Genomic DNA, 26,452 nt, shown 5'->3' with positions numbered 1-26,452 from the left:
TCCCTATGATCAGTTCTTTATGGATCGCGAAAACCGGTCTGGACGCACAGCAAACCAATATGGATGTGATTGCCAACAACCTGGCAAACGTCAGCACCAATGGTTTCAAGCGCCAGCGTGCGGTTTTCGAAGATTTGCTTTATCAAACGATTCGTCAGCCAGGGGCGCAGTCTTCTGAGCAAACCACGCTGCCGTCCGGTCTGCAAATTGGTACCGGCGTGCGCCCGGTTGCCACCGAGCGTCTGCACAGCCAGGGCAACCTGTCCCAGACCAACAACAGTAAAGACGTTGCCATCAAAGGTCAGGGTTTCTTCCAGGTGCAGCTGCCTGACGGGACCTCCGCCTATACCCGCGATGGTTCGTTCCAGGTGGATCAGAATGGTCAGCTGGTGACAGCGGGCGGCTTCCAGGTTCAGCCTGCGATCACCATCCCGGCGAACGCGCTGAGTATCACCATTGGTCGTGACGGTATCGTCAGCGTCACTCAGCAAGGTCAGGCCGCGCCGGTCCAGGTTGGACAGCTCAATCTGACGACCTTCATGAACGATACCGGGCTGGAAAGCATCGGTGAGAACCTCTACACCGAAACGCAGTCTTCCGGCACGCCAAATGAAAGTACCCCGGGCCTGAACGGGGCGGGGCTGCTGTATCAGGGGTATGTGGAAACCTCGAACGTTAACGTGGCGGAAGAGCTGGTGAATATGATCCAGGTCCAGCGCGCCTATGAAATTAACAGTAAAGCAGTGTCGACGACCGACCAGATGCTGCAAAAACTGACGCAACTCTAAGGTGTAGCCCGGTGCGGTAAACGTCGCACCGGCTCCCTGTTTTCGAAGATGAAGGCAATGCAAAAAAACGCGGCGTTTCGTTATCCGATCCTGACTGTTCTGGCCGTCACCCTCAGCGGGTGTGCCTGGATCCCGTCTAAACCATTGGTACAGGGTGCGACTACCGCCCAACCCGTTCCCGGCCCCGCGCCGGTGGTGAACGGCTCTATTTTCCAGACCGCGCAGCCGATTAACTACGGTTATCAGCCGCTGTTTGAAGACCGTCGTCCGCGTAACGTTGGCGATACGCTGACCATTGTGTTGCAGGAAAACGTCAGCGCGAGCAAGAGCTCGTCGGCGAACGCCAGCCGCGACGGCAAAACCAATTTTGGCTTCGACACCGTACCGCGCTATCTGCAAGGGCTGTTCGGCAATGCCCGTGCGGATGTGGAAGCCTCCGGCGGCAACACCTTTAACGGTAAAGGTGGCGCGAACGCCAGCAATACCTTCAGCGGAACGCTGACGGTAACGGTTGACCAGGTTCTGGTGAACGGCAACCTGCACGTGGTGGGCGAAAAACAGATCGCCATTAACCAGGGTACGGAATTTATTCGCTTCTCCGGTGTGGTTAACCCTCGCACTATCAGCGGCACCAACACCGTACCGTCCACCCAGGTGGCGGATGCGCGCATTGAGTACGTCGGCAACGGCTACATCAACGAAGCGCAAAATATGGGCTGGCTGCAACGCTTCTTCCTTAATCTATCGCCGATGTAAGCGAGGTGACCTATGTATAAATTTCTCTTCGCCGTGGCGCTGTCGTTGGTCGCTACCGTTGCGCAGGCCGATCGCATACGCGATCTCACCAGCGTGCAGGGCGTGCGCGAAAATTCCCTGATTGGCTATGGCCTGGTGGTGGGGCTGGATGGGACGGGTGACCAGACGACCCAGACGCCGTTCACCACCCAGAGCCTGAACAACATGCTCTCGCAGCTCGGTATTACCGTACCGGCCGGGACCAACATGCAGCTGAAAAACGTGGCGGCCGTGATGGTGACCGCGTCTTATCCGGCCTTTGCGCGTCAGGGGCAGACCATCGACGTGGTTGTCTCGTCGATGGGTAATGCCAAAAGCCTGCGTGGCGGTACGTTGCTGATGACGCCGCTGAAAGGCGTCGACAGCCAGGTGTATGCTCTGGCGCAGGGCAACATTCTGGTTGGCGGAGCAGGTGCGTCGGCGGGCGGCAGCAGCGTGCAGGTGAACCAGCTGAACGGGGGACGTATTACCAACGGCGCGATCATCGAACGTGAGCTGCCGACCCAGTTCGGCACCGGCAACACCATTAACCTGCAACTGAATAACGAAGACTTTACGATGGCGCAGCAGATTGCTGACACCATCAACCGCAGCCGGGGCTACGGCAGCGCCACCGCGCTGGATGCCCGCACCGTGCAGATCCGCACGTCAACCGGCAGCAGCAACCAGGTGCGAATGCTGGCAGATATCCAGAATATGGAAGTGAACGTGCCGGTTCAGGATGCGAAAGTCATTATCAACTCCCGTACCGGCTCGGTGGTGATGAACCGCGAAGTGACGCTGGACAGCTGCGCCGTGGCGCAGGGCAATCTCTCCGTCACGGTTAACCGCTCGGCCAACGTCAGCCAGCCGGATACCCCGTTTGGTGGCGGTCAGACGGTAGTGACCCCGCAAACGCAGATTGATTTACGACAGAGCGGCGGTTCGTTGCAGAGCGTGCGCTCCAGCGCCAACCTGAACAGCGTGGTGCGTGCCTTGAATGCGCTGGGTGCAACGCCAATGGATCTGATGTCCATTCTGCAATCCATGCAAAGTGCAGGCTGCCTGCGCGCTAAACTGGAAATCATCTAAATGCTGACCGATAGCAAACTGTTGACCAGTGCCGCCTGGGATGCCCAGTCGCTCAACGAGCTGAAAACCAAAGCGGGCAAGGATCCGGCGGCGAATATCCGCCCGGTTGCCCGTCAGGTGGAAGGCATGTTCGTGCAGATGATGTTGAAAAGCATGCGTGAAACTCTGCCGAAAGACGGCATGTTCAGCAGTGATTCCACGCGGCTTTACACCAGCATGTACGATCAGCAGATTGCCCAGCAATTGACCGCCGGAAAGGGACTCGGCCTGGCGGACATGATCGTGAAGCAGACCGCAGCCGCTCAGGGACTCCCGCCTGAAGAGGCTCCGCCGCAGGTGCCGCTGAAGTTTGATCTGGAAAAGGTGACCAGTTATCAAAATCAGGCGCTAACGCAGATGGTGCGTAAGGCGATGCCGAAGCCGGCAGAAACGCGTGACGAGCCGCTCTCCGGCGACAGCAAAGACTTCCTGGCGCAGCTCTCCCTGCCGGCGCGTCTTGCCAGTGAAGAGAGCGGCGTGCCGCACCATCTGATTCTGGCGCAGGCGGCGCTGGAGTCGGGCTGGGGGCAACGTCAGATCCGCAGGGAGAACGGCGAGCCGAGCTTCAACATCTTTGGCGTGAAGGCCACCTCCAGCTGGAAAGGGCCGACCACGGAAATCACCACCACCGAATATGAGAACGGTGCGGCAGTGAAGGTGAAAGCCAAATTCCGCGTCTACAGCTCGTATCTGGAAGCGTTGTCGGATTATGTCGGGCTGTTGAGCCGGAATCCGCGCTACACCGCGGTGACCCAGGCCGCCACGCCAGAGCAGGGCGCTCAGGCATTGCAGAATGCAGGCTACGCGACCGATCCAAACTATGCACGCAAGCTGACCAGCATGATCCAGCAGCTGAAATCCATGTCTGAGAAGGTCAGTAAAGCGTATAGCACAGATCTCGAAAATCTGTTCTGAAAGTTCTCAAGTCCCGGAGGAGGTTGCCGATAACCTTCATCAGGACTCGTGTCTGAACGTATAAAAGGAACCCCCATGTCCAGTTTGATTAACAGCGCCATGAGTGGCCTCAGTGCTGCGCAGTCGGCACTCAATACCGTCAGTAATAATATTTCAAGCTACAACGTGGCAGGTTATACCCGCCAGACCACCATTTTGGGGGCATCAAACAGCACCCTGACCGGTGGTGGCTGGGTGGGTAACGGGGTCTATGTCTCCGGCGTTCAGCGTGAATATGATGCGTTTATCACCAACCAGCTGCGTGCGGCGCAGAACCAGAGCAGTGGGCTGACCACGCGCTACCAGCAGATGTCAAAAATTGACGACGTGCTGTCGGATACCACGAACTCGCTTTCTGCCAACCTCCAGGATTTCTTTAAAAGCCTGCAAACGCTGGTGAGTAACGCAGAAGATCCGGCTGCACGCCAGACGGTGCTCGGTAAGGCGGATGGTCTGGTAAACCAGTTTAAAACCAACGATCAATATCTCCGCGATCAGGATGCGCAGGTCAATACGGCGATTTCTACCAGCGTCGATCAGATCAATAACTATGCGAAGCAGATTGCTAACCTTAACGATCAGATCTCCCGGCTGACTGGCGTAGGGGCGGGCGCATCCCCGAACGAACTGCTCGATCAGCGCGATCAGCTGGTGAGTGAACTGAACAAGATTGTCGGTGTGGACGTTACCGTACAGGACAGCGGCACGTATAACATCTCTATCGCCAATGGTTACACCCTGGTACAGGGCAGCAACGCAAGTCAGCTGGCGGCGGTGAAATCCAGTGCGGACCCAGCGCGTACAACGATTGCGTATGTGGATGCCGCAGCAGGCAACGTGGAGATCTCAGAGAAACAGATCACCACGGGGTCGCTTGGAGGGCTGTTAACGTTCCGTTCTCAGGATCTGGATCAGGCGCGAAACACCCTCAACCAGATGGCGCTGGCGTTTGCGGATGCCATGAATACCCAGCACCAGGCGGGCTTTGATGCCAACGGGGATAAAGGCGGCAAGCTGTTTGATTTTGGCTCCCCGGCAGTGCTGAGTAACGGCAAAAACACCGGAAGCGCGTCCGTTACGGCCACGATGACGGACAGTACCAAGGTCCAGGCGACAAACTACAAAGTTGAGTATAACGGTACTGACTGGACAATCACGCGTCTGTCGGACAACACCAGCTTCACGGCCAAGCCTGACGCCAGCGGTAATCTGTCGTTTGATGGTCTTAACGTTAAGATTAGCGGCTCAGCCAATAATAAAGACAGTTTCATCGTCAAACCGGTGAATGACGTCATTGTAAATATGGACGTTGCGATCAGCGACGAATCCAAACTGGCGATGGCCTCCGCGCAAGGAAGCGGCGAAAGCGACAATACCAATGGCCAGAAGCTGCTGGATTTACAGAGCGCTAAGCTGGTGGGGGGGAACAAAACCTTTAACGATGCTTATGCCGCGCTGGTCAGTACGGTGGGCAGCACCACGGCGTCGCTGAAAACCAGCAGCGAAACCAAAGTTAACGTGGTGACGCAGCTGACCAAACAACAGCAGTCAATCTCCGGGGTTAACCTGGATGAAGAGTATGGCAACCTGCAACGCTATCAGCAGTACTATCTGGCGAATGCGCAGGTGCTGCAAACGGCGAGCACGCTGTTTGATGCATTGATCAATATCCGCTAAGGCTGAGGCATAAAAAATGCGTATTAGTACTCAAATGATGTATGAGCAAAGCATGCGCGGCGTGACGAACTCCCAAAGTCTCTGGCTCAGCTACGGCGAGCAGATGTCTACGGGGAAGCGCATCAATCGTCCATCTGACGATCCGATTGCCGCTTCGCAGGCCGTTGTGCTCTCTCAGGCACAAACGCAAAACAGCCAGTATGCGCTGGCGCGCTCCTTCGCTACGACGAAAGTCTCGCTGGAAGAGAACGTGTTATCGCAAGTGACAACCGCTATCCAGGCTGCTCAGGAAAAGATTGTCAATGCGGGCAACGGTACGTTAAGTGACGATGACCGCGCTTCGCTGGCCACGAACCTGCAAGGTATTCGCGATCAGCTCATGAACCTGGCTAACAGCACGGACGGTAACGGCCGCTATATTTTTTCCGGTTACAAGACCGAAGCGGCGGCTTTCGACCAGACTACGGGTGATTATAAGGGCGGCGGAACGCCAATCAGCCAGCAGGTTGACTCCGCGCGCACGATGCAAATCAGCCATACGGGCACTGAAGTTTTCGATAGCTTCACCAGCAATGCGAAGCCAGAGCCAGATGGTAGTAAACCGGAAACGAATTTGTTCAAGATCCTCGACTCCGCAATTGAAGCGCTGAATACGCCGATTGGGGAGGATGAAACGAAAGCCGAGGCGTTTACGGCGGCTATTGATAAAGCCAACCGTGGCCTTAGCAACTCCCTCAACAACGTGCTGACCGTGCGCGCCGACCTCGGCATCAAGCTGGATGAGCTGGGCAAGCTGGACGCTCTGGGTGAAGACCGCGCGCTGGGTCAGACCCAGCAGATGAGTAACCTGGTTGACGTGGACTGGAACTCGGTGATTTCGTCCTACACCATGCAGCAGGCGGCGTTGCAGGCCTCGTATAAAGCCTTTAGCGATATGCAGGGTATGTCTTTGTTCCAGATGAACAGATAAGACTCTGACCTGTTTAACATGTCTTGAAACTGGGCATGTTTTGACTGCCCAACCCGTCCGGGTTGGGCATTTTTTTTACACACTTTCTGCCTGTGCGGACAGCACCCGGGCGCTTTCAATCACTCTGATAGCCAGCGCAATGGCACCACACAGGGTTGCCAGAGCCACCACGCCAGACCAGCCTGCCAGCGTGTAGATATTGCTGCCTAATGCCGAACCCAGCGCCATTCCGATGAAAATGACGGTAAACAGCAGGGCGTTCAGGCGTCCGCGGGCCTGCGGCTCAAGGCTGTAGACCAGATTCTGGTGGGCCACGAGGCTGGACTGCAAGCCGAGATCGAAACCGACCGCGGAGAGGGCAATCAGGATCAACTGACCGTGTATACCCAGTGCCGGCATCAGGAACATCAGGGCAAACGAGAGGGTCACCAGCGCGGCACCCAGTTGGGTGACTTTACCGGCGCCCAGCTTATCTGCCAGACCACCTGCCAGCGGTGCGGCCAGCGCGCCAGCGGCTCCGGCAATACCAAATCCACCCGCCACGGCGCTGCCAAGGTGATACCGTTCCAGCAGCATGACCGCCAGCGTTGACCAGAATGCGCTAAAGGCAATCGACAGAAAACCCTGGGCCAGCGCGGCCCGACGCAGCGCCGGGTAGCGGCGCCAGAGGTGTTCCATGGAGCGCATCAGCGCCGGGTAGCTCAGCGTGGAGTGAACGGCGAAGCGGGGAAGCACGGCCCACATGACCACGCCGACAAAGGCAATACTTGCGGCGGCCAGCTGATACATCACCCGCCAGCCAAAGGCTTCACCCACCACGCCGCTCACGGTTCTGGAGAGCAAAATCCCCAGCAGCAGGCCGGTCATCACCGTGCCGACCGTTTTTCCCTGTTTGCCTTCCGGCGCGAGGATCGCTGCGGCCGGGACAATATCCTGCGCCATGGTGGCGGCCATGCCAATCAGCAGGCTGGTGAGCAGCAAGGAGTGCAGTTGTCCGGTCAGGCTACAACCCAGCAGGAACAGCGCCAGAGCCGCACTTTTTATCAGGATCAGCGTTCTGCGATCATGACGATCGCCGAGCGGGAGCAGAAACAGGATACCTAAGGCATAACCCGCCTGGGTAAGCGTCGGGACCATGCCCATGCCTTCGATACTCAGGTTCAGGTCTGAGCCCATCAGCGGCAGCAGAGGCTGGGCATAATAGATGGATGCCACGCTAAAGCCCGCACCGAGCGCCAGCATTAAGATTACCCAGCGGCTTACGGCCCGGGTGGTAGTTGTGTTCATAAGATGTTCCTCATTCGTCGTGTGCGGCTATTTTTTATCAGTACGCCTTGCGACGGTAGCGGGCGCGGTGGTAAAACGCTTATACGTGTAGCGTATGGATGGAAATAGTATGAAAAGGCCTGAGCGTATAGATCGGGTAGAACTGATGCGAACGTTTGTTCGCATTGTGGAGGCGGGGTCTCTTTCTGCGGCAGCACGTCAGTTGGCAACAACCCAGGCAACGGTGAGCCGACGGTTGCAGTCGCTTGAGACCATACTGGGAGTACGCCTGATGCTGCGCACAACCCATACGACCCGGCTGACCGATGACGGCGAACGCTGCTATCAGCATGCCCGACGGGTGATTGACAGCTGGCTGGCGCTGGAAGACGAGGTAGGGCAGACGGAAGATGAACCGGTTGGGGTGCTGAGGGTGCGCGCCCCGCACGCGTTTGGCCAGGATCAGCTTCTTAAACCGTTAACCGAATTTTTGCAGCGCTATCCCCAGCTTTCTGTTGAGTGGATGCTCAACGATCGCTCGGTTGATTTCCTCGGCGACAACCTTGACTGTGCTATTCGGGTGGGTGTGGAAGTCGATCCGGCAACCGTGTCCGTGCTGCTGGCTGAAGTGCCGCGCTCGGTGGTGGCTTCACCGGAATTACTGGCCCGTTATCCCGCGGTTAAAACGCCGGAAGATTTGCAACAGCTTCCCTGGATTGCCATCAGCTCTTTTTATCAACGCCATGTGGAGCTTTTCCACGATGCATCATCTGCCCCGACGCGGGTTACCATTACGCCACGCCTGAGTACCGACAGCCTGTATGTGGCGCGCAATACGGCACTCACCGGGCTAGGCGTTGCGGTGGTATCCAGCTGGACAGTACAGGATGATATTCAGGAAGGACGACTGGTGCATCTACTGCCAGAGTGGCAGCCGGCAGCGCTACCGGTACATCTGGTTTACCCCTGGTCTCGTTATTATCCGGCGCGCTTGCGGCGTTTTCTGGAGCTGATGCGGCAGATAATGCCGGAGGTCACCGGAATGAGAAAGCCCCTGCAACAGCCATAAAAAAGCCGACCCGAAGGTCGGCTTTCAGTATTAGCGTGCGTTATTCAACAGGCTGAGGACGAGTAGCTGGCGCAGTAGCCATGTGCGTTGCACTGTGACCACCGGCAGCACCTTTGCCTTCGAAGTTGAATGCCGGACGAACCCAGTCGCTATGGCGTGGCGCTTCAGGCACATACTCAGGTGCCGGGGCGCGAGTCATCGGCGCGGTAGCAACGTGAGCAGGCGCTACAGCTGCAACGACCTCAATCGGCTCTGATTTCACTTCAGGCGCTTTGACCTCTTCGACAACAGGTTCAACCTGAATCTCGACGTCCTGAACAACCTCTTCAGTCACCGTTTCGACGGTAACGTCAGCGGGCTCTTCTGCTGCGGAGACTGGCTCAGCGTCTTCTGTGACTTCTTCAGCCACCACGGTATCTTCTTCGGCAATGATCTGCGGAGCGGCATCAACCGGCGCAGCAATGACTTCAGGATGGGTCGTTTCCACTTCCACAGCCTGCGGTGCCGCTGTGTCAATAACCTGCGGTTCAACCACGGTTGCCGCTTCAGTCACGACGTCTTCCACCGCTGCTACCGGTGCAATCACCTCTTGGGTCACAGCCTGTTCTTCAATAGCCTGCTCCGGGCGAGCAACCGGATAACGGATCCAGACTTTACCGGATGCCATCTCAGGTGACGCGCACGCCACGGTCAATGGCATTGGCGACTGAGTTGGGTAACGCTCGTCACGGTAACGACGACGACGCTGACCGCTCACGCGCAGATGACGCGGAGAACGACGGGAGCGACGCGGCATACCTGCGTTGTCACGGTTTTCGCTGCTTTCGTCCTGCTCAACCTGATTTTCTACTACGGCTGGCAGGTCAACTTTCGCAACCTGTGTACCCGTTGTGCTTTCTGCTGCTTCAACCGCGATAACGTTGTTTTCTTCCGCCTGAACAGCACCCACACGCACTTTCTGGGTCAACTGACGCTGCTTACGACGCGGCATAACCTGAGTACGCTCTTCCTGCTCCGTGTCCTGCTGTTCAACAGGCGCTTCGCGGTTCAGGTTTTTGACTTCCTGCTGGGCCTGGCGTTTCTCGTCGTTACGACGACGGTTACGCTCGCGGCGAGGTTGCTGCTCGTCACGCTGTTTGCTCTTCTCGGACTCATCGCCCGCCTGCTGGCGAATCTCACGATCTTCAACGTTCTGCTGTTGCTTCTCGCGACGGTTGCGACGGTTGTCCTCGCGTTGTTCACGACCTTCGTTGTTCTCGGAACGATTATCACGGCGCTCGTTACGATCGCTACGGTCATTACGATCGCGACGATTGTTCTGACGCTTACGACGGTCCTGCTGACGCTCTGGTTTCGCTTCTTTTGGCGCTTCTTTCGGCTGCTCAGGCTGAACTTCTTCGCCAGCAAACATTTTTTTCAGCGCGCCGAAGATGCGGCTCAGGAGACCCGGCTGCTCAGGCTGCGCTTTTGCCGCGGCAGGGGCCGCCTTTTGCACGGCAGGTTTTGCCGCTGGTTTTTCCAGCGTCGCTTCCGGCGGGGCTTCCGGCATGATGAAGGTTGCTAATGCAGGCTGCTCAGGCAGTTTACGCTCGGCAGGCTCTTCATCCGATGGCAGCGCCATTTCTTCTTCATGAAGCTTCGGCAGCAGGTAGCTGAGGGTGCTTGTCTCTTCACCTTTACGCACGCGCAGCACGTGATAGTGCGGGGTTTGCATCTCGTCGTTTGGCACGATGATGCAGCGAACGCCGCCCTGACGCGCTTCGATTGCGCTCACCGCTGCACGTTTTTCGTTCAGCAGGTAGGAGGCAATCGGCACCGGAACAATGGCGTGAACCTCTTTGGTGTTCTCTTTCAGCGCTTCTTCTTCAATCAGACGCAGAATAGAGAGGGAGAGCGATTCATTGTCACGCACGGTACCTGTCCCGGAACAGCGCGGGCAGACGTGATGGCTGGACTCGCCGAGTGACGGGCTCAGACGCTGACGGGACATTTCCAGCAGGCCGAAGCGCGAGATATGGCTAATCTGGATACGCGCGCGATCCTGGCGCACCGCTTCACGCAGACGGTTTTCAACCGCACGCTGGTGGCGAACCGGGGTCATGTCGATGAAGTCGATAACAATCAGACCACCCAGGTCGCGCAGGCGGAGCTGGCGGGCGATTTCATCAGCGGCTTCTAGGTTGGTGTTGAAGGCGGTCTCTTCGATGTCGCCGCCGCGGGTTGCACGCGCGGAGTTGATGTCGATAGCGGTCAGCGCTTCGGTGGTATCGATAACGATAGAACCGCCGGACGGCAGACGCACTTCACGCTGGAAGGCAGACTCGATCTGGGATTCAATCTGATAGTGGCTGAACAGCGGGATTTCACCGGTGTACAGTTTAATTTTGCTGGTGAAATCCGGGCGACCCAGCGCGGCGATGTGCTGGCGAGCCAGCTCAAGCACTTTCGGGTTATCAATCAGAATTTCACCGATGTCCTGACGCAGATAATCACGGAAGGCACGCACAATGACGTTGCTTTCCTGGTGGATCAGGAACGGAGCAGGACGGCTTTCAGCCGCTTTCTTGATGGCTTCCCAGTGCTTCAGACGGAAGCTCAGGTCCCACTGCAATGCTTCGGCAGATTTGCCGACGCCTGCGGTGCGCACGATAAGGCCCATGCCGTCTGGCAGCTCAAGACTTGCCAGCGCTTCTTTCAGCTCGGTACGGTCATCGCCTTCGATACGGCGAGAGATGCCACCCGCACGCGGGTTGTTTGGCATCAACACCAGATAGCTTCCTGCCAGACTGATAAAGGTGGTCAGTGCGGCACCTTTGTTGCCACGCTCTTCTTTATCGATCTGGACGATAACTTCCTGACCTTCACGCAGAACATCTTTAATGTTCGGACGGCCATGGGAGTTGTAGTTTGCAGGAAAATATTCGCGGGCGATTTCTTTGAGAGGAAGGAAACCGTGACGCTCAGCACCGTAATCGACAAATGCAGCTTCAAGGCTTGGTTCAATGCGGGTGATTTTGCCTTTGTAAATGTTCGCTTTTTTCTGTTCGTGTCCAGGACTTTCGATATCCAGATCGTACAGGCGCTGCCCATCCACAAGGGCGACACGCAACTCTTCTTGCTGAGTTGCGTTGATTAACATTCTTTTCATCGTAACTTACTCGTTATTCTTACATTGACGACAAAGCTGCGGGCAAGGTGACGCTTTCCGGGGTATGAACCGATGGCCTCGTGTCTATTCACGTCGCCAACCTCACGGTTGTCGCTCGCTTAAGAGGCGCAGAGTGTCGGTTGCCTGTGTTTCATACGGAAACACAGCGCAATTATCAGGGGAATTGCCTGGGAAAACTCTCCAGAGAACAATCCTTATACCGGGAAGTACTGCAACCCGCAGCCCGCTAACTGCCTGAAAGATCAATACGTCTTACGCCATTGCTGCGTGGATGATCGGTCAGACAAAATTGGTCATTCCGTCGACATCCTTACAAAACCCGGATTTAACGCGGAAAACGGATTCATTATTCCACTGCTCGCCGGGTTATAGCAAGATGACTTTTACCAATTATCACCCGGTTACTCACAGTTTCTTCACTTCAACGGGGTGATTGGTTTAATAACCACCAAATCGATTGCGCGAAAGGGGAGCGGTCCGGATAAAAGTAAATATAAGCATAGAAAAATGAGTGGCGCTAATGCCTGACGCTATTTAGAATCGCCAACCATGAAAACAGAGACTCCAGCCGTAAAAATGGTTGCCATCGCCGACGACGAGGCGGGGCAACGTATCGATAATTTTTTGCGCACCCAGTTGAAGGGTGTGCCAAAAAGCATGATTTATCGCATCTTGCGTAAGGGCGAGGTGCGGGTGAACAAAAAACGCGTGAAGCCAGAGTATAAGCTCGAGGCGGGCGATGAAGTCCGCATTCCACCGGTACGTGTTGCAGAGCGTGAAGAAGAGGTCGTTTCTCCGAAGCTGCAAAAAGTCGCGGCCCTGAGAGACGTTATCCTTTATGAGGACGACCACATTCTGGTGCTGAATAAACCGTCCGGAACGGCGGTACACGGGGGGAGCGGCCTAAGCTTTGGCGTGATTGAAGGGTTACGCGCGCTGCGCCCGGAAGCGCGTTTCCTCGAACTGGTTCACCGTCTTGACCGTGATACCTCTGGCGTGCTGCTAGTGGCGAAAAAACGTTCTGCGCTGCGTTCACTGCATGAACAGCTGCGCGAAAAAGGGATGCAGAAAGATTATCTGGCGCTGGTGCGCGGCCAGTGGCAGTCCCACGTGAAAGTGGTGCAGGCGCCGCTGCTGAAAAATATTCTGCAAAGCGGCGAGCGCATTGTTCGTGTTAATCAGGAAGGGAAACCGTCTGAGACGCGCTTTAAAGTTGAAGAGCGCTACGAATTCGCCACGCTGGTGCGCTGTAGTCCGGTGACGGGGCGTACTCACCAGATTCGCGTCCATACCCAGTTTGCGGGCCATCCGATTGCGTTTGATGACCGCTATGGCGATCGCGAATTTGATAAGCAGCTGGCGGGGACGGGGCTATCGCGTCTGTTCCTGCATGCGGCAGCGCTTAAGTTCACCCATCCTAATACCGGTGAAGTTATCCGTATTGAAGCGCCGCTGGATGAGCAGCTCAAACGCTGTCTGAAAGTTCTGCGCGGCTGATTTTGTGCCGGGTGGCGCTGCGCTTACCCGGCCTACATGTTTTTCTCCCTCTCCCACAGGGAGAGGGCCGGGGTGGGGGCATCAGGCCGCAACGGTCACATCGTCAGCGGATTACACTCTTCTCGCCTTAACATCTGGCACAGCGCAATCAGCGGCAACCCCACCAGCGTATTGGAATCGCGGCCATCGAGCTTGTCGAACAACGCAATCCCTAGTCCTTCACTTTTAAAGCTCCCTGCACAGTTCAGCGGACGTTCCCGACGCACATAATCCATAATCTCCTGTTCGCTAAGATGACGGAAGTGCACATCAAACGGCTCGCACTCGGTTTGCAGATGACCGGAAGCCGAATTATAAAGCGCCAGGCCGGTATAAAAGGTCACGATACTGCCTCGCGCACGCAAAAGCTGCTGGCAGGCGATTTCTTCCGTATACGGTTTGCCGGTGATTTCGCCGTCCAGCACACAAACCTGATCGGAGCCTATAATCAGATGAGCGGGGTAACGTACGGCCAGCGACTGTGCTTTCTCTTTCGCGAGACGGGTCACCAGATGACGCGGTGACTCGCCCGGCTGTGGCGTTTCATCCACCTCCGGCGCAGCGCATTCAAACGGGATCCCGAGCTTTTCCAGCAGCATTCGGCGATAAGGTGAAGTGGAAGCAAGGACGAGATTTGGCATATTTTTATCACCAGATATAGCGTATCGATGCCAGCCATTTTAAACTACAGGCCGCAATGTGTGCGAATAATTGGCAAAAGGCAGCTCTGGTTGCCTTTTTCTTTGACTCTATGACGTTACAAAGTTAATATGCGCGCCCTATGCAAAAGGTAAAATTACCCCTGACTCTTGATCCGGTTCGTACGGCTCAAAAACGCCTCGATTACGAAGGAATCTATTCTTCCGATCAGGCTGAGCGTATTGCCGAATCTGTAGTCAGTGTGGACAGTGATGTAGAATGCTCCATGTCGTTCGCTATCGACAACCAGCGTCTCGCCGTGTTAACCGGTGATGCAAAGGTGACGGTAACGCTCGAATGTCAGCGTTGCGGGAAACCGTTTGTACAGCATGTTCACACAACGTATTGTTTTAGTCCGGTTCGTTCTGACGAACAGGCTGAAGCACTCCCGGAAGCGTACGAGCCGATTGAGGTTAACGAATTCGGTGAAATCGATCTTCTGGCGCTGGTTGAAGATGAAGTCATCCTCTCCCTGCCAGTCGTTCCGGTGCATGATTCTGAACACTGTGAAGTGTCCGAGGCGGACATGGTCTTTGGGGAACTGCCTGATGAAGCGCAAAAACCAAACCCATTTGCCGTATTAGCCAGCTTAAAGCGTAAGTAATTGAGGAGTAAGGTCCATGGCCGTACAACAGAATAAACCAACCCGTTCCAAACGTGGCATGCGTCGTTCCCATGACGCGCTGACCGCAGTTACCAGCCTGTCTGTAGACAAGACTTCTGGTGAGAAACACCTGCGTCACCACATCACCGCTGACGGTTTCTACCGCGGCCGCAAGGTTATCACTAAGTAATCACGCGTCAGCGTGATTAGGCTTAGTGAGGAACTTCCCCGTGCAAACGGGGAGTTTACCGAACCAGGCTGCGACGATACCTTGACACGTCTAACCCTGGCGTTAGATGTCATGGGGGGAGATTTTGGCCCTACCGTGACAGTGCCTGCAGCATTGCAGGCACTGAATTCTAATTCGCAACTCACACTTCTTTTAGTCGGTAATCCCGACACAATCACGCCATTACTTGCAAAAGCTGACTTTGAACAACGTTCGCGTCTGCAGATTATTCCTGCGCAGTCAGTTATTGCCAGTGATGCCCGGCCATCGCAGGCTATTCGTAATAGCCGCGGCAGCTCTATGCGAATGGCGCTGGAGCTGGTGAAAGAAGGGCGAGCACAGGCTTGCGTCAGCGCGGGAAATACTGGCGCGCTGATGGGGCTGTCGAAATTATTGCTCAAGCCGATTGAGGGCATTGAGCGTCCGGCGCTGGTGACGGTGTTACCGCATCAGCAGAAGGGCAAAACGGTGGTGCTGGATCTGGGCGCTAACGTGGATTGTGATAGTACAATGCTGGCTCAGTTTGCCGTTATGGGGTCGGTGCTGGCAGAAGACGTGCTCGGGATTAACAATCCCCGCGTTGCGTTATTGAATATTGGTGAAGAAGAGACCAAAGGTCTGGACAGTATCCGCGACGCTGCGGAAATACTCAAACAGGTCCCCTCCATCAACTATATTGGTTATCTCGAAGCCAATGAGTTGCTGACGGGCAAAACGGATGTATTAGTGTGTGATGGCTTCACCGGAAACGTGACGTTGAAGACCATGGAAGGGGTCGTACGAATGTTCCTTTCTCTGCTGAAATCGCAGGGAGACGGTAAAAAAAGGTCCTGGTGGCTGATTATATTAAAGCGTTGGTTACAAAAAAGCCTGACGCGGCGATTCAGTCACCTCAACCCCGACCAGTATAATGGCGCCTGTCTGTTAGGATTGCGCGGCATCGTGATTAAGAGTCATGGCGCCGCCAATCAGCGAGCATTTACCGTCGCGATTGAACAGGCAGTGCAGGCGGTGCAGCGTCAAGTCCCTCAGAGGATTGCCGCTCGCCTGGGATCTGTATTAGCTAAAAGTGACTGAGCGTACATGTATACGAAGATTTTAGGTACCGGCAGCTACCTGCCAAAACAAGTGCGTACCAACGCCGATCTTGAAAAAATGGTAGATACGTCTGACGAGTGGATTGTCACGCGCACAGGTATCCGTGAACGTCGTATCGCCGCGCCAGACGAAACTGTGTCCACCATGGGCTACGAAGCCGCTCAGCGAGCGCTTGAGATGGCTGGCATTGATAAAGAACAGATCGGGCTTATTGTGGTGGCGACCACCTCTGCCACGCATGCCTTCCCAAGCGCAGCGTGCCAGGTGCAGAACATGCTCGGCATCAAAGGCTGCCCGGCATTTGATGTTGCAGCAGCATGCGCGGGTTTCACCTATGCACTGAGCATCGCCGATCAGTATGTAAAATCGGGCGCCGTAAAATATGCGCTGGTGATCGGCGCTGACGTGCTGGCGCGTACCTGCGATCCAACCGATCGCGGAACGATCATTATTTTTGGCGATGGCGCGGGCGCGGTGCTGCTGGGGCAGTCCGAAGAGCCGGGCATCATCTCCACGCACCTGCATGCCGATGGCCGCTACGGCGAGCTGTTAACGCTGCCTAACGCCGATCGCGTTAATCCGGACAGTTCAATTTACCTGACAATGGCAGGTAACGAAGTGTTTAAAGTGGCCGTGACTGAACTGGCTCACATCGTTGATGAGACGCTGGAAGCGAACAATCTGGACCGTGCCGCACTCGACTGGCTGGTACCGCATCAGGCTAACCTGCGTATTATCAGCGCGACGGCGAAGAAGCTGGGCATGTCTATGGATAACGTTGTGGTGACGCTCGATCGCCACGGCAACACCTCTGCGGCATCGGTACCGTGCGCATTTGACGAAGCGGTACGCGATGGACGAATTAAACGGGGCCAACTGGTCTTGCTTGAAGCCTTTGGTGGCGGGTTCACCTGGGGTTCCGCGCTGGTTCGTTTCTAGGATAAGGATTAAAAAATGACGCAATTTGCTTTTGTGTTCCCGGGACAGGGCTCGCAAACTGTTGGGATGTTGTCTGAAATGGCAGCAAACTATCCGGTTATTGAAGAGACTTTCCGTGAAGCTTCTGACGCGCTGGGTTATGATCTGTGGGCGCTGACCCAACAGGGCCCCGCTGAAGAACTGAACAAAACCTGGCAGACTCAACCGGCACTGCTGGCGGCATCCGTCGCATTGTGGCGCGTATGGCAGCAGCAGGGCGGCAAAGCGCCGACGCTGATGGCGGGTCATAGCCTCGGTGAATACTCTGCGCTGGTCTGCGCTGGCGTGATTGCCTTCGCTGACGCGGTACGCCTGGTTGAATTGCGTGGTAAATTCATGCAGGAAGCGGTGCCAGAAGGCACGGGCGGCATGTCTGCCATCATCGGTCTGGATGATGCTTCTATCGCTAAAGCCTGTGAAGAATCTGCTGAAGGTCAGGTCGTTTCTCCGGTAAACTTTAACTCGCCAGGCCAGGTGGTAATCGCGGGTCATAAAGAAGCGGTTGAGCGTGCAGGCGCTGCCTGTAAAGCTGCGGGCGCAAAACGTGCACTGCCCCTGCCGGTGAGCGTGCCGTCTCACTGCGCGCTGATGAAGCCCGCAGCCGATAAGCTCGCGGTTGAGCTGGAAAAAATGACCTTTAACGCACCGACGATTTCCGTTGTGAATAACGTCGATGTGAAGTGCGAAACCGCGCCGGAGGCTATCCGTAACGCGCTGGTTCGCCAGCTCTACAGCCCGGTTCAGTGGACTAAAACTGTTGAATTTATGGCGTCTCAGGGCGTGGAACATCTGTATGAAGTCGGTCCAGGTAAAGTACTTACCGGTCTGACAAAACGTATTGTAGATACCCTGACTGCCTCGGCGATTAACGAGCCGGAAGCCATGAAAGCGGCACTCTCGCAATAAAAGAGGAATACCATGAGTTTTGAAGGAAAAATTGCCCTGGTGACCGGCGCAAGCCGCGGTATTGGGCGCGCTATTGCTGAAACACTGGTTGCGCGCGGCGCAACGGTGATCGGGACTGCGACCAGCGAGAATGGCGCACAGGCCATCAGCGACTATCTGGGTGCGAACGGTAAAGGTCTGGTACTGAATGTGACTGAACCAGCATCTATCGAATCTGTTCTGGAAAATATTCGCGCAGAGTTTGGCGAAGTGGATATTCTGGTCAATAATGCCGGGATCACTCGCGACAACCTGCTGATGCGAATGAAAGACGACGAGTGGAACGATATTATCGAAACCAACCTGTCATCTGTATTCCGTCTGTCAAAAGCGGTAATGCGCGCTATGATGAAAAAGCGTCATGGTCGTATTATCACTGTAGGTTCTGTGGTTGGTACCATGGGAAATGCTGGTCAGGCTAACTACGCTGCGGCGAAAGCAGGTCTGATCGGTTTCAGTAAGTCGCTGGCGCGTGAAGTCGCGTCCCGCGGAATTACTGTAAACGTTGTTGCTCCGGGCTTTATTGAAACGGACATGACGCGTGCGCTAACTGATGAGCAGCGTGCGGGTACGCTGGCGGCAGTTCCTGCGGGTCGTCTTGGCGACCCTAAAGAAATCGCCAGCGCGGTTGCATTTTTAGCCTCTGACGAAGCGGGTTACATCACTGGTGAAACCCTCCACGTCAACGGCGGGATGTACATGGTTTAATCACGATCGAAAATATTTGCGTTATTTGGGCAAATGGCCTCAAAATAACGTAAAATCGTGGTAAGACCTGCCGGGATTTAGTTGCAAATTTTTCAACATTTTATACACTACGAAAACCATCGCGAAAGCGAGTTTTGATAGGAAATTTAAGAGTATGAGCACTATCGAAGAACGCGTTAAGAAAATTATCGGCGAACAGCTGGGCGTTAAGCAGGAAGAAGTTGTGAACTCCGCTTCCTTTGTTGAAGACCTGGGCGCAGATTCTCTTGACACCGTTGAGCTGGTAATGGCTCTGGAAGAAGAGTTTGATACTGAGATTCCGGACGAAGAAGCTGAGAAAATCACCACCGTTCAGGCTGCCATTGATTACATCAACGGTCACCAGGCGTAAGTGAACATCTCCAGGCGGTCATTCGACCGCCTGAGTTTTATCTTTTGTTGTCCCACGAATCTCTTTTTTTATCCCTCCCTGGAGGACAAGCGTGTCTAAGCGTCGTGTAGTTGTGACCGGACTTGGCATGTTGTCTCCTGTCGGCAATACCGTAGAGTCCACCTGGAAAGCTCTCCTTGCCGGTCAGAGCGGCATCAGCCTAATCGACCATTTCGATACTAGCGCCTATGCAACGAAATTTGCTGGCTTAGTAAAGGATTTTAACTGTGAAGAGATCATCTCGCGCAAAGAACAGCGCAAGATGGATGCCTTCATTCAATATGGAATTGTCGCTGGCGTTCAGGCCATGCAGGATTCTGGCCTTGAGATTACGGAAGAGAACGCGACCCGTATCGGCGCCGCTATCGGCTCCGGGATTGGCGGTCTTGGTCTGATTGAAGAAAACCATACATCTCTGATGAATGGCGGCCCGCGTAAAATCAGCCCGTTCTTCGTTCCGTCTACGATTGTCAACATGGTGGCAGGTCACCTGACCATTATGTTCGGCCTGCGTGGCCCAAGCATCTCAATCGCGACAGCCTGTACGTCTGGCGTGCATAACATCGGCCAGGCCGCGCGTATCATTGCGTACGGCGATGCAGATGCTATGGTTGCGGGCGGCGCTGAAAAAGCCAGTACCCCACTGGGCGTCGGTGGTTTCGGTGCAGCGCGTGCGCTCTCTACCCGAAACGATAATCCTCAGGCGGCGAGCCGTCCGTGGGATAAAGACCGTGATGGTTTCGTGCTGGGTGACGGTGCAGGCATGATCGTACTGGAAGAGTACGAACACGCGAAAAAACGTGGCGCGAAAATTTATGCTGAAGTTGTTGGCTTTGGCATGAGCAGCGATGCTTATCACATGACGTCTCCTCCAGAGAATGGCGCAGGTGCTGCGCTGGCGATGGAAAACGCCATCCGTGATGCGGGCATTACGCCGGCACAGATTGGCTACGTTAACGCGCATGGGACGTCTACCCCTGCGGGCGATAAAGCAGAAGCGCAGGCTGTTAAGTCTATCTTCGGCGAATCTGCCAGCCGTGTGCTGGTGAGCTCCACGAAATCCATGACCGGTCACCTGCTGGGCGCTGCGGGGGCAGTAGAGTCAATCTACTCTATTCTCGCGCTGCGCGATCAGGCTGTACCACCAACCATCAACCTGGATAACCCGGATGAAGGTTGCGATCTGGACTTCGTTCCTCACGAAGCGCGCCAGGTTAGCGGTATGGAGTATACCCTGTGTAACTCCTTCGGCTTCGGTGGGACTAACGGTTCTCTGATCTTCAAAAAGGTCTGAGTCTGGTTGGTCGCTGACGATAAAAAAGGTCCGCTTGCCGGGCCTTTTTTATTAGGCGAAATCCCCTTGTCCGGCTGTCCACATCCTGCCAGACTGAGCCTCCACGCATAAGGAGCCACTATGTTTTTGATTAATGGCCTTGAGCAAGACACGCTGCCGGCAAGCGACAGGGCGACCCAGTTTGGCGATGGCTGTTTCACGACTGCGCGTATTCTCGACGGTGACATGTGCCTGCTCGGGGCCCATATCCTTCGTTTACAAAAAGCCTGCGAAACATTACTGATCCCCTTCTCGCAGTGGGACATTCTTGAAAGTGAGATGCGTCGGCTGGCGTCAGAAAAAGCAAGCGGCGTCCTGAAAGTCATTATCAGCCGCGGGAGCGGTGGCCGGGGCTATAGCGGTTCTGCCTGTCTGCATCCTACGCGGATCCTTTCCGTTTCAGATTATCCTTCCCATTATGCGCACTGGCGTGAAGAGGGCGTAGCCCTGGCGCTAAGTCCGGTACGTCTGGGAAGAAACCCGATGCTCGCTGGCATAAAACATCTCAACCGCCTTGAACAGGTGCTAATTCGTACTCATCTTGAGCAGACGGAGGCCGGGGAGGCGCTGGTTCTTGACAGCGAAGGGTACATTACGGAATGCTGTGCGGCTAATTTACTCTGGCGGAAGGGCAGTGACGTGTTCACGCCTTCGCTGGAGCAGGCCGGCGTCAACGGCATTATGCGGCAGTTTTGTATGCACCAGCTGGCACGCGCAGGCTTTCGCGTTGTCGAAGTCAACGCTAAGGAAGAGGCGCTGTTGGCTGCCGATGAAGTTGTTATCTGCAATGCGCTGATGCCCGTTGTCCCCGTTCGCGCTTATGGCCGCAAATGCTGGTCATCCCGCGAGCTGTTCCAGTTTCTGGCCCCGTTATGTGAGCAAACCAGGTAGTCATGAAGAAAATGTTACGCTTTGTCCTCCTTCTGATCGTTGCGTTAGGTATCGCTGGCGGAGCAGGAGTGTGGAAAGTCCGTCAGCTGGCGGAGAGTCAGATCTTGATAAAAGACGAGACGATTTTTACCCTGAAAGCGGGGACCGGGCGGCAGGCGCTTGGTCAGCAGCTGTATGACGACAAAATTATCAATCGCCCACGCGTATTCCAGTGGCTGCTGCGTATTGAACCGGACCTGTCCCATTTCAAGGCCGGTACCTATCGCTTTACCCCTGGCATGACCGTGCGCGAGATGCTGCAACTGCTGGAAAGTGGTAAAGAAGCCCAGTTCCCGCTGCGTTTCGTGGAAGGTATGCGTCTGAGCGATTACCTCAGGCAGCTGCGTGACGCGCCGTACATCAAGCATACGCTGAAAGATGACCGCTACCAGACCGTGGCAGACGCCTTAAAATTCGAACATCTCGAGTGGGTGGAAGGCTGGTTCTGGCCCGATACGTGGATGTATACGGCAGGCACGACGGATGTGGCCATTCTGAAGCGCGCGCACAACAAAATGGTCGCGGCGGTAGACGCTGCCTGGGAAGGGCGAGCAGAAGGCCTGCCTTATAAAGATCAAAACCAGTTCATGACGATGGCCTCGATCATCGAGAAAGAGACGGCCGTTGCTGCCGAACGTGACCAGGTTGCCTCGGTGTTTATTAACCGTCTGCGCATCGGCATGCGTTTGCAAACCGATCCTACCGTCATCTACGGCATGGGCGAAAACTACAACGGCAGGATTTCCAGAAAAGATCTGGAGACGCCAACGGCGTATAATACCTACGTGATTAGCGGCCTGCCGCCTGGACCGATTGCGACGCCGAGTGAAGCATCGTTGAAGGCCGCCGCGCACCCGGCCAAAACGCCGTATCTCTATTTTGTGGCTGACGGAAAAGGGGGGCACACGTTCAATACCAACCTGGCCAGCCACAATCGCTCCGTTCAGGACTATCTGAAGGCACTTAAGGAAAAAAATGCGCAGTAAATACATTGTCATTGAGGGACTCGAAGGGGCGGGCAAAACAACTGCCCGTAACGTGGTGGTGGATACGCTTACGTCGCTTGGCGTTGCCGATATGGTCTTCACCCGCGAGCCGGGCGGTACGCAGCTGGCGGAAAAACTGCGCAGCCTGGTTCTGGATATCAAATCCGTTGGCGATGAAGTTATTACCGACAAAGCGGAAGTGCTGATGTTCTATGCGGCGCGCGTTCAGCTGGTGGAGACGGTGATCAAACCCGCTCTTGCAGAAGGGAAATGGGTGATTGGCGATCGCCACGATCTCTCAACCCAGGCATATCAGGGCGGTGGCCGGGGTATCGACCAGACCATGCTGGCTACGCTTCGCGACGCGGTTCTGGGCGATTTCCGTCCTGACCTGACGCTGTATCTGGACGTGACCCCTGAGGTGGGCCTGAAGCGCGCCCGTGCCCGCGGCGAACTGGACCGCATTGAACAGGAATCTTTTGATTTCTTTAACCGCACCCGTGCGCGTTATCTGGAGCTGGCCGGGCAGGACAAGACCATTCGTACCATCGATGCGACGCAATCCCTTGAAGACGTTACGCGTGATATTCAGCAGACAGTTACGCAGTGGCTACAGGAGCAGCAGGCATGAAATGGTATCCATGGTTGCGCCCACACTTTGAACAGCTGATCGGCAGCTATCAGGTTGGTCGGGGGCATCATGCGTTACTGATCCAGGCGCTTCCGGGAATGGGTGATGATGCGTTGATTTACGCCATCACCCGCTTTCTGATGTGCCAACAGCCGGAAGGACATAAAAGCTGCGGTAAGTGCCGGGGTTGCCAGCTCATGCAGGCGGGCACGCATCCTGACTATTACACCCTCGAACCCGAGAAAGGCAAAAATACGCTCGGTATCGACGCGGTGCGTGAGGTCAGTGAGAAACTGTACGAATATGCGCGTCTGGGCGGGGCGAAAGTGGTGTGGCTGAAAGACGCCGCGCTGCTCACGGAAGCCGCAGCCAACGCCCTGTTAAAAACCCTGGAAGAGCCGCCAGAGAACACCTGGTTTTTCCTCTCCTGCCGCGAGCCGGAACGCTTGCTGGCGACGCTGCGCAGTCGCTGCCGTCTTCACCACCTCGCTGTCCCTCAGGAATACTGGTCGCTCGCCTGGCTTGAGCGAGAAGTGACGGTGTCACAAGACGCGGCGCGCTCGGCGTTGCGCCTGTGCAGCGGTGCGCCTGCGGCTGCGCTGGCCTTATTGCAGCCGGAGGTGTGGTCCCAGCGTGAAACGCTGTGTCGTGCGGTTGAATCAGCCCTCGACAGCCATGACTGGCTGAGCATGCTGCCAGCGCTGAACAGCGATCAGGCTCCGGAACGGCTGCACTGGCTGGCCGCACTGCTGCTGGATGCGCTCAAAATTCAGCAGGGGGCTACGCTTCTGACTAACCCTGACGTGTGGGCGTTGGTCACCACACTGGCGAATCGCCTGTCAGGGCAGTCGCTGCACGCTATCCTTCATGATATCTGCCAGAGTCGTGAACAACTTTTGACGGTAACCGGTCTCAATCGCGAGCTTTTACTGACCGACCAGTTACTGCGTATCGAACACTACCTGCAACCGGGTGTCATACCGCCGGTTTCCCACCTCTGAGAGAGACATTATGTTTTTAGTCGACTCACACTGCCATCTCGATGGCCTGGATTATCAATCCCTGCATAAAAATGTGGACGACGTGCTGGCGAAAGCCGCCGCGCGCGATGTGAAATTTTGCCTGGCCGTGGCGACCACGCTGCCGGGTTACCGCTCCATGCGTGAACTGGTAGGCGAGCGCGATAATGTCGTCTTCTCCTGCGGCGTGCATCCGCTGAATCAGGATGAAGCTTACGACGTTGAGGATTTACGCCGTCTTGCCGCAGAAGAGGGCGTAGTGGCGATGGGCGAGACCGGTCTGGACTATTTCTACACCCCCGAAACAAAACCTCGCCAGCAGGAATCCTTCCGCAACCACATCCGTATTGGCCGTGAGCTGAATAAGCCGGTTATCGTTCATACCCGCGATGCGCGCGCCGACACGCTGGCGATCCTGCGGGAAGAAAAGGTGACGGATTGCGGTGGCGTACTACACTGTTTCACAGAAGACAGAGAAACGGCGGGTAAGCTGCTTGATTTAGGCTTTTATATTTCATTCTCGGGGATTGTCACGTTCCGCAATGCTGAGCAACTGCGTGATGCGGCGCGCTATGTTCCGCTGGATCGTATTCTGGTGGAAACCGATTCCCCGTACCTGGCGCCGGTGCCTCATCGCGGCAAAGAGAATCAGCCAGCGATGACCCGGGATGTCGCTGAGTATATGGCCGTTCTGAAAGGTGTCAGTATCGAAGAACTGGCTCGCGTGACAACGAAAAACTTCGCCAGCCTGTTCCATATCGACCCCGCCCGCCTGCAATCTGTCTGATACACCTGTTATTTTTAGGCTCGTAATTAATAAGTAAAACGAGTAAAGTTCACCGCCTCATTTGGGGCGGTGATGGCGTTTTTAGACACATCCAGACATGCTTTATGTAAATATCTGCAAGTTTTTTGGCCGTCTTGAACTGAAACGTGATAGCCGTCAAACAAACTCAGAGGGAATTATTTTACTCTGTGTAATAAATAAAGGGCGCTTAGATGTCCTGTCCACGGCGCGGTACTCCCCCCGGGCCAATGCGTGAAAACGTAAAAAAAGCACAAATACTCAGGAGCACTCTCAATTATGTTTAAGAATGCATTTGCTAACCTGCAAAAGGTCGGTAAATCGCTGATGCTGCCAGTATCCGTACTGCCTATCGCAGGTATCCTGCTGGGTGTCGGTTCTGCAAACTTCAGCTGGCTGCCAGCCGTAGTTTCCCACGTGATGGCCGAAGCAGGCGGTTCTGTTTTTGCTAACATGCCGCTGATCTTCGCTATCGGTGTTGCTCTGGGCTTCACCAATAACGACGGTGTATCCGCTCTGGCGTCCGTTGTTGCTTACGGCATCATGGTGAAAACCATGGCTGTGGTTGCGCCGCTGGTCCTGCATTTACCTGCTGAAGAGATTGCCGCTAAGCACCTGGCAGACACCGGTGTTCTCGGTGGTATCATCTCCGGTGCGATTGCAGCGTACATGTTTAACCGCTTCTATCGCATCAAGCTGCCTGAGTATCTGGGCTTCTTCGCGGGTAAACGTTTTGTGCCGATCATTTCTGGTCTGGCCGCGATTTTCACCGGTGTTGTCCTGTCCTTCATCTGGCCACCAATCGGTACGGCAATCCAGACCTTCTCTCAGTGGGCGGCTTACCAGAACCCGGTTGTGGCGTTCGGTATCTACGGCTTCATTGAGCGCTGCCTGGTACCATTTGGTCTGCATCACATCTGGAACGTTCCATTCCAGATGCAGATTGGTGAATACACCAACGCAGCAGGCCAGGTGTTCCACGGCGACATCCCACGCTACATGGCGGGTGACCCAACGGCAGGTAAACTGTCTGGTGGCTTCCTGTTCAAAATGTACGGTCTGCCAGCTGCCGCAATTGCGATTTGGCACTCTGCTAAACCAGAGAACCGTGCAAAAGTGGGCGGTATCATGATCTCCGCAGCGCTGACCTCGTTCCTGACCGGTATCACCGAGCCGATCGAGTTCTCCTTCATGTTCGTTGCGCCGATCCTGTACATCATCCACGCGGTACTGGCAGGTCTGGCATTCCCAATCTGTATCCTGCTGGGTATGCGTGACGGTACGTCCTTCTCTCACGGTCTGATCGACTTCATCGTTCTGTCCGGTAACAGCAGCAAGCTGTGGCTGTTCCCAATCGTGGGTGCAGGCTACGCAGTGGTGTACTACACCGTCTTCCGCGTGCTGATCAAAGCACTGGACCTGAAAACGCCGGGTCGTGAAGATGCAACGGAAGACAGCAAAGCCGGTGCGACCAGCGAAATGGCGCCTGCTCTGGTAGCTGCTTTCGGCGGTAAAGAGAACATCACTAACCTGGACGCGTGTATCACTCGTCTGCGTGTGAGCGTTGCCGACGTTGCGAAAGTAGACCAGCCGGGTCTGAAAAAACTGGGCGCAGCGGGCGTCGTTGTTGCAGGTTCTGGTGTTCAGGCAATCTTCGGTACGAAATCCGATAACCTGAAAACTGAAATGGATGAGTACATCCGCAACAACTAAGCTGTGACCT

The 26,452-nt window shown here is 55.4% G+C and carries 25 protein-coding genes; 22 read left to right on the top strand and 3 right to left on the bottom strand.

All coding sequences use genetic code 11. The features are described from left to right. The first annotated feature begins 5 nt into the window (after positions 1 to 5). From flgG to flgL, 6 genes are all read left to right on the top strand, one after another. Positions 6 to 788 carry a flagellar basal-body rod protein FlgG gene (flgG, locus tag CU081_RS19450; RefSeq protein ID WP_000625853.1) on the top strand — a complete coding sequence of 261 codons (783 nt, stop codon included), beginning with the start codon at positions 6 to 8 and terminating at the stop codon, positions 786 to 788. Positions 789 to 845: 57 nt separating this feature from the next. Next, a complete protein-coding gene (gene flgH, locus CU081_RS19445) occupies positions 846 to 1,544 on the top strand; it encodes a flagellar basal body L-ring protein FlgH (protein WP_003857987.1) in 699 nt (232 codons plus the stop codon). Between the two features lie 12 nt (positions 1,545 to 1,556). After that, complete coding sequence (locus tag CU081_RS19440; protein ID WP_003857984.1) at positions 1,557 to 2,654, top strand: flagellar basal body P-ring protein FlgI; 1,098 nt, start codon at positions 1,557 to 1,559, stop codon at positions 2,652 to 2,654. Continuing rightward, positions 2,655 to 3,608, top strand: a complete 954-nt coding sequence (gene flgJ / locus CU081_RS19435; RefSeq protein ID WP_003857982.1) for a flagellar assembly peptidoglycan hydrolase FlgJ — start codon at positions 2,655 to 2,657, stop codon at positions 3,606 to 3,608. Positions 3,609 to 3,683: 75 nt separating this feature from the next. Continuing rightward, positions 3,684 to 5,324 (top strand): flagellar hook-associated protein FlgK, encoded by a 1,641-nt coding sequence (gene flgK / locus CU081_RS19430; RefSeq protein ID WP_003857979.1) that lies wholly within the window; start codon positions 3,684 to 3,686, stop codon positions 5,322 to 5,324. Positions 5,325 to 5,340: 16 nt separating this feature from the next. Beyond that, positions 5,341 to 6,294, top strand: coding sequence for a flagellar hook-associated protein FlgL (flgL, locus tag CU081_RS19425; RefSeq protein ID WP_003857977.1), 954 nt, complete (start codon positions 5,341 to 5,343; stop codon positions 6,292 to 6,294). 75 nt (positions 6,295 to 6,369) lie between these two features. Here flgL and CU081_RS19420 read toward each other — a convergent pair whose 3' ends face one another. Then, positions 6,370 to 7,581, bottom strand: a complete 1,212-nt coding sequence (locus CU081_RS19420) for an MFS transporter (RefSeq protein ID WP_003857976.1) — start codon at positions 7,579 to 7,581, stop codon at positions 6,370 to 6,372. Between the two features lie 109 nt (positions 7,582 to 7,690). Between CU081_RS19420 and CU081_RS19415 the strand changes: the two genes are divergently transcribed. Next, complete coding sequence (locus CU081_RS19415; protein ID WP_003857974.1) at positions 7,691 to 8,629, top strand: LysR family transcriptional regulator; 939 nt, start codon at positions 7,691 to 7,693, stop codon at positions 8,627 to 8,629. A gap of 40 nt (positions 8,630 to 8,669) precedes the next feature. On the opposite strand, the gene rne is transcribed toward CU081_RS19415, so the two are convergent. After that, entirely contained in the window at positions 8,670 to 11,777 is a 3,108-nt protein-coding gene (rne, locus tag CU081_RS19410) for a ribonuclease E (RefSeq protein WP_022650781.1), read from the bottom strand. Between the two features lie 570 nt (positions 11,778 to 12,347). Here rne and rluC point away from each other — a divergent pair. Then, the gene (gene rluC, locus CU081_RS19400) at positions 12,348 to 13,295 is read left to right on the top strand and encodes a 23S rRNA pseudouridine(955/2504/2580) synthase RluC (RefSeq protein WP_032634484.1); all 948 of its coding nucleotides are present in this window, start codon (positions 12,348 to 12,350) and stop codon (positions 13,293 to 13,295) included. A gap of 95 nt (positions 13,296 to 13,390) precedes the next feature. On the opposite strand, the gene CU081_RS19395 is transcribed toward rluC, so the two are convergent. Further along, positions 13,391 to 13,975 (bottom strand): Maf family protein, encoded by a 585-nt coding sequence (locus tag CU081_RS19395; protein ID WP_003857968.1) that lies wholly within the window; start codon positions 13,973 to 13,975, stop codon positions 13,391 to 13,393. A 140-nt stretch (positions 13,976 to 14,115) separates the two neighbouring features. On the opposite strand from CU081_RS19395, the gene yceD reads away from it, so the two are divergent. The 14 genes from yceD to ptsG all read left to right on the top strand — a co-directional run bounded on the left by yceD (position 14,116) and on the right by ptsG (position 26,442). Beyond that, positions 14,116 to 14,637 carry a 23S rRNA accumulation protein YceD gene (gene yceD / locus CU081_RS19390; RefSeq protein ID WP_003857966.1) on the top strand — a complete coding sequence of 174 codons (522 nt, stop codon included), beginning with the start codon at positions 14,116 to 14,118 and terminating at the stop codon, positions 14,635 to 14,637. A gap of 16 nt (positions 14,638 to 14,653) precedes the next feature. Next, positions 14,654 to 14,827, top strand: a complete 174-nt coding sequence (gene rpmF, locus CU081_RS19385; protein WP_003857964.1) for a 50S ribosomal protein L32 — start codon at positions 14,654 to 14,656, stop codon at positions 14,825 to 14,827. An 81-nt stretch (positions 14,828 to 14,908) separates the two neighbouring features. Next, positions 14,909 to 15,943 carry a phosphate acyltransferase PlsX gene (gene plsX / locus CU081_RS19380; protein WP_003857962.1) on the top strand — a complete coding sequence of 345 codons (1,035 nt, stop codon included), beginning with the start codon at positions 14,909 to 14,911 and terminating at the stop codon, positions 15,941 to 15,943. 6 nt (positions 15,944 to 15,949) lie between these two features. Further along, positions 15,950 to 16,903, top strand: a complete 954-nt coding sequence (locus CU081_RS19375) for a beta-ketoacyl-ACP synthase III (RefSeq protein WP_003857960.1) — start codon at positions 15,950 to 15,952, stop codon at positions 16,901 to 16,903. Between the two features lie 15 nt (positions 16,904 to 16,918). Then, positions 16,919 to 17,848: an ACP S-malonyltransferase gene (fabD, locus tag CU081_RS19370; protein ID WP_003857958.1), complete on the top strand. Its 930-nt coding sequence runs from the start codon at positions 16,919 to 16,921 to the stop codon at positions 17,846 to 17,848. 12 nt (positions 17,849 to 17,860) lie between these two features. Further along, positions 17,861 to 18,595 carry a 3-oxoacyl-ACP reductase FabG gene (gene fabG / locus CU081_RS19365; protein ID WP_003857956.1) on the top strand — a complete coding sequence of 245 codons (735 nt, stop codon included), beginning with the start codon at positions 17,861 to 17,863 and terminating at the stop codon, positions 18,593 to 18,595. Positions 18,596 to 18,749: 154 nt separating this feature from the next. Beyond that, the gene (gene acpP, locus CU081_RS19360) at positions 18,750 to 18,986 is read left to right on the top strand and encodes an acyl carrier protein (RefSeq protein WP_003857954.1); all 237 of its coding nucleotides are present in this window, start codon (positions 18,750 to 18,752) and stop codon (positions 18,984 to 18,986) included. Positions 18,987 to 19,077: 91 nt separating this feature from the next. Next, positions 19,078 to 20,319 (top strand): beta-ketoacyl-ACP synthase II, encoded by a 1,242-nt coding sequence (fabF, locus tag CU081_RS19355; protein ID WP_003857950.1) that lies wholly within the window; start codon positions 19,078 to 19,080, stop codon positions 20,317 to 20,319. Between the two features lie 120 nt (positions 20,320 to 20,439). Continuing rightward, on the top strand, positions 20,440 to 21,249 hold the full coding sequence (gene pabC / locus CU081_RS19350) for an aminodeoxychorismate lyase (RefSeq protein ID WP_022650785.1): 810 nt from the start codon (positions 20,440 to 20,442) through the stop codon (positions 21,247 to 21,249). Between the two features lie 2 nt (positions 21,250 to 21,251). Next, complete coding sequence (gene yceG / locus CU081_RS19345) at positions 21,252 to 22,274, top strand: cell division protein YceG (protein WP_022650786.1); 1,023 nt, start codon at positions 21,252 to 21,254, stop codon at positions 22,272 to 22,274. After that, positions 22,264 to 22,905: a dTMP kinase gene (gene tmk / locus CU081_RS19340; RefSeq protein ID WP_003857946.1), complete on the top strand. Its 642-nt coding sequence runs from the start codon at positions 22,264 to 22,266 to the stop codon at positions 22,903 to 22,905. Before yceG ends, tmk begins: the two co-directional genes overlap by 11 nt. Beyond that, entirely contained in the window at positions 22,902 to 23,906 is a 1,005-nt protein-coding gene (gene holB, locus CU081_RS19335; protein WP_022650787.1) for a DNA polymerase III subunit delta', read from the top strand. Before tmk ends, holB begins: the two co-directional genes overlap by 4 nt. 10 nt (positions 23,907 to 23,916) lie before the next feature. Beyond that, positions 23,917 to 24,711 carry a metal-dependent hydrolase gene (locus CU081_RS19330; RefSeq protein ID WP_003857943.1) on the top strand — a complete coding sequence of 265 codons (795 nt, stop codon included), beginning with the start codon at positions 23,917 to 23,919 and terminating at the stop codon, positions 24,709 to 24,711. A gap of 297 nt (positions 24,712 to 25,008) precedes the next feature. Then, the gene (gene ptsG, locus CU081_RS19325) at positions 25,009 to 26,442 is read left to right on the top strand and encodes a PTS glucose transporter subunit IIBC (RefSeq protein WP_003857942.1); all 1,434 of its coding nucleotides are present in this window, start codon (positions 25,009 to 25,011) and stop codon (positions 26,440 to 26,442) included. The last annotated feature ends 10 nt before the right edge of the window (positions 26,443 to 26,452 follow it).

Source organism: Enterobacter sp. CRENT-193, assembly GCF_002787395.1.
GTDB lineage: Bacteria > Pseudomonadota > Gammaproteobacteria > Enterobacterales > Enterobacteriaceae > Enterobacter > Enterobacter hormaechei_C.
Note: the sequence above shows the minus strand (reverse complement) of the source record. Positions and strands in the feature narration are given on the sequence as shown.

What these genes read in the sequence shown, in the direction of transcription:
- flgG (WP_000625853.1), top strand. Translation starts at nt 6, where the DNA reads ATGATCAGTTCTTTATGGATCGCGAAAACCGGTCTGGACGCACAGCAA.
- flgH (WP_003857987.1), top strand. Translation starts at nt 846, where the DNA reads ATGCAAAAAAACGCGGCGTTTCGTTATCCGATCCTGACTGTTCTGGCC.
- CU081_RS19440 (WP_003857984.1), top strand. Translation starts at nt 1,557, where the DNA reads ATGTATAAATTTCTCTTCGCCGTGGCGCTGTCGTTGGTCGCTACCGTT.
- flgJ (WP_003857982.1), top strand. Translation starts at nt 2,655, where the DNA reads ATGCTGACCGATAGCAAACTGTTGACCAGTGCCGCCTGGGATGCCCAG.
- flgK (WP_003857979.1), top strand. Translation starts at nt 3,684, where the DNA reads ATGTCCAGTTTGATTAACAGCGCCATGAGTGGCCTCAGTGCTGCGCAG.
- flgL (WP_003857977.1), top strand. Translation starts at nt 5,341, where the DNA reads ATGCGTATTAGTACTCAAATGATGTATGAGCAAAGCATGCGCGGCGTG.
- CU081_RS19420 (WP_003857976.1), bottom strand. Translation starts at nt 7,581, where the DNA reads ATGAACACAACTACCACCCGGGCCGTAAGCCGCTGGGTAATCTTAATG.
- CU081_RS19415 (WP_003857974.1), top strand. Translation starts at nt 7,691, where the DNA reads ATGAAAAGGCCTGAGCGTATAGATCGGGTAGAACTGATGCGAACGTTT.
- rne (WP_022650781.1), bottom strand. Translation starts at nt 11,777, where the DNA reads ATGAAAAGAATGTTAATCAACGCAACTCAGCAAGAAGAGTTGCGTGTC.
- rluC (WP_032634484.1), top strand. Translation starts at nt 12,348, where the DNA reads ATGAAAACAGAGACTCCAGCCGTAAAAATGGTTGCCATCGCCGACGAC.
- CU081_RS19395 (WP_003857968.1), bottom strand. Translation starts at nt 13,975, where the DNA reads ATGCCAAATCTCGTCCTTGCTTCCACTTCACCTTATCGCCGAATGCTG.
- yceD (WP_003857966.1), top strand. Translation starts at nt 14,116, where the DNA reads ATGCAAAAGGTAAAATTACCCCTGACTCTTGATCCGGTTCGTACGGCT.
- rpmF (WP_003857964.1), top strand. Translation starts at nt 14,654, where the DNA reads ATGGCCGTACAACAGAATAAACCAACCCGTTCCAAACGTGGCATGCGT.
- CU081_RS19375 (WP_003857960.1), top strand. Translation starts at nt 15,950, where the DNA reads ATGTATACGAAGATTTTAGGTACCGGCAGCTACCTGCCAAAACAAGTG.
- fabD (WP_003857958.1), top strand. Translation starts at nt 16,919, where the DNA reads ATGACGCAATTTGCTTTTGTGTTCCCGGGACAGGGCTCGCAAACTGTT.
- fabG (WP_003857956.1), top strand. Translation starts at nt 17,861, where the DNA reads ATGAGTTTTGAAGGAAAAATTGCCCTGGTGACCGGCGCAAGCCGCGGT.
- acpP (WP_003857954.1), top strand. Translation starts at nt 18,750, where the DNA reads ATGAGCACTATCGAAGAACGCGTTAAGAAAATTATCGGCGAACAGCTG.
- pabC (WP_022650785.1), top strand. Translation starts at nt 20,440, where the DNA reads ATGTTTTTGATTAATGGCCTTGAGCAAGACACGCTGCCGGCAAGCGAC.
- yceG (WP_022650786.1), top strand. Translation starts at nt 21,252, where the DNA reads ATGAAGAAAATGTTACGCTTTGTCCTCCTTCTGATCGTTGCGTTAGGT.
- tmk (WP_003857946.1), top strand. Translation starts at nt 22,264, where the DNA reads ATGCGCAGTAAATACATTGTCATTGAGGGACTCGAAGGGGCGGGCAAA.
- holB (WP_022650787.1), top strand. Translation starts at nt 22,902, where the DNA reads ATGAAATGGTATCCATGGTTGCGCCCACACTTTGAACAGCTGATCGGC.
- CU081_RS19330 (WP_003857943.1), top strand. Translation starts at nt 23,917, where the DNA reads ATGTTTTTAGTCGACTCACACTGCCATCTCGATGGCCTGGATTATCAA.
- ptsG (WP_003857942.1), top strand. Translation starts at nt 25,009, where the DNA reads ATGTTTAAGAATGCATTTGCTAACCTGCAAAAGGTCGGTAAATCGCTG.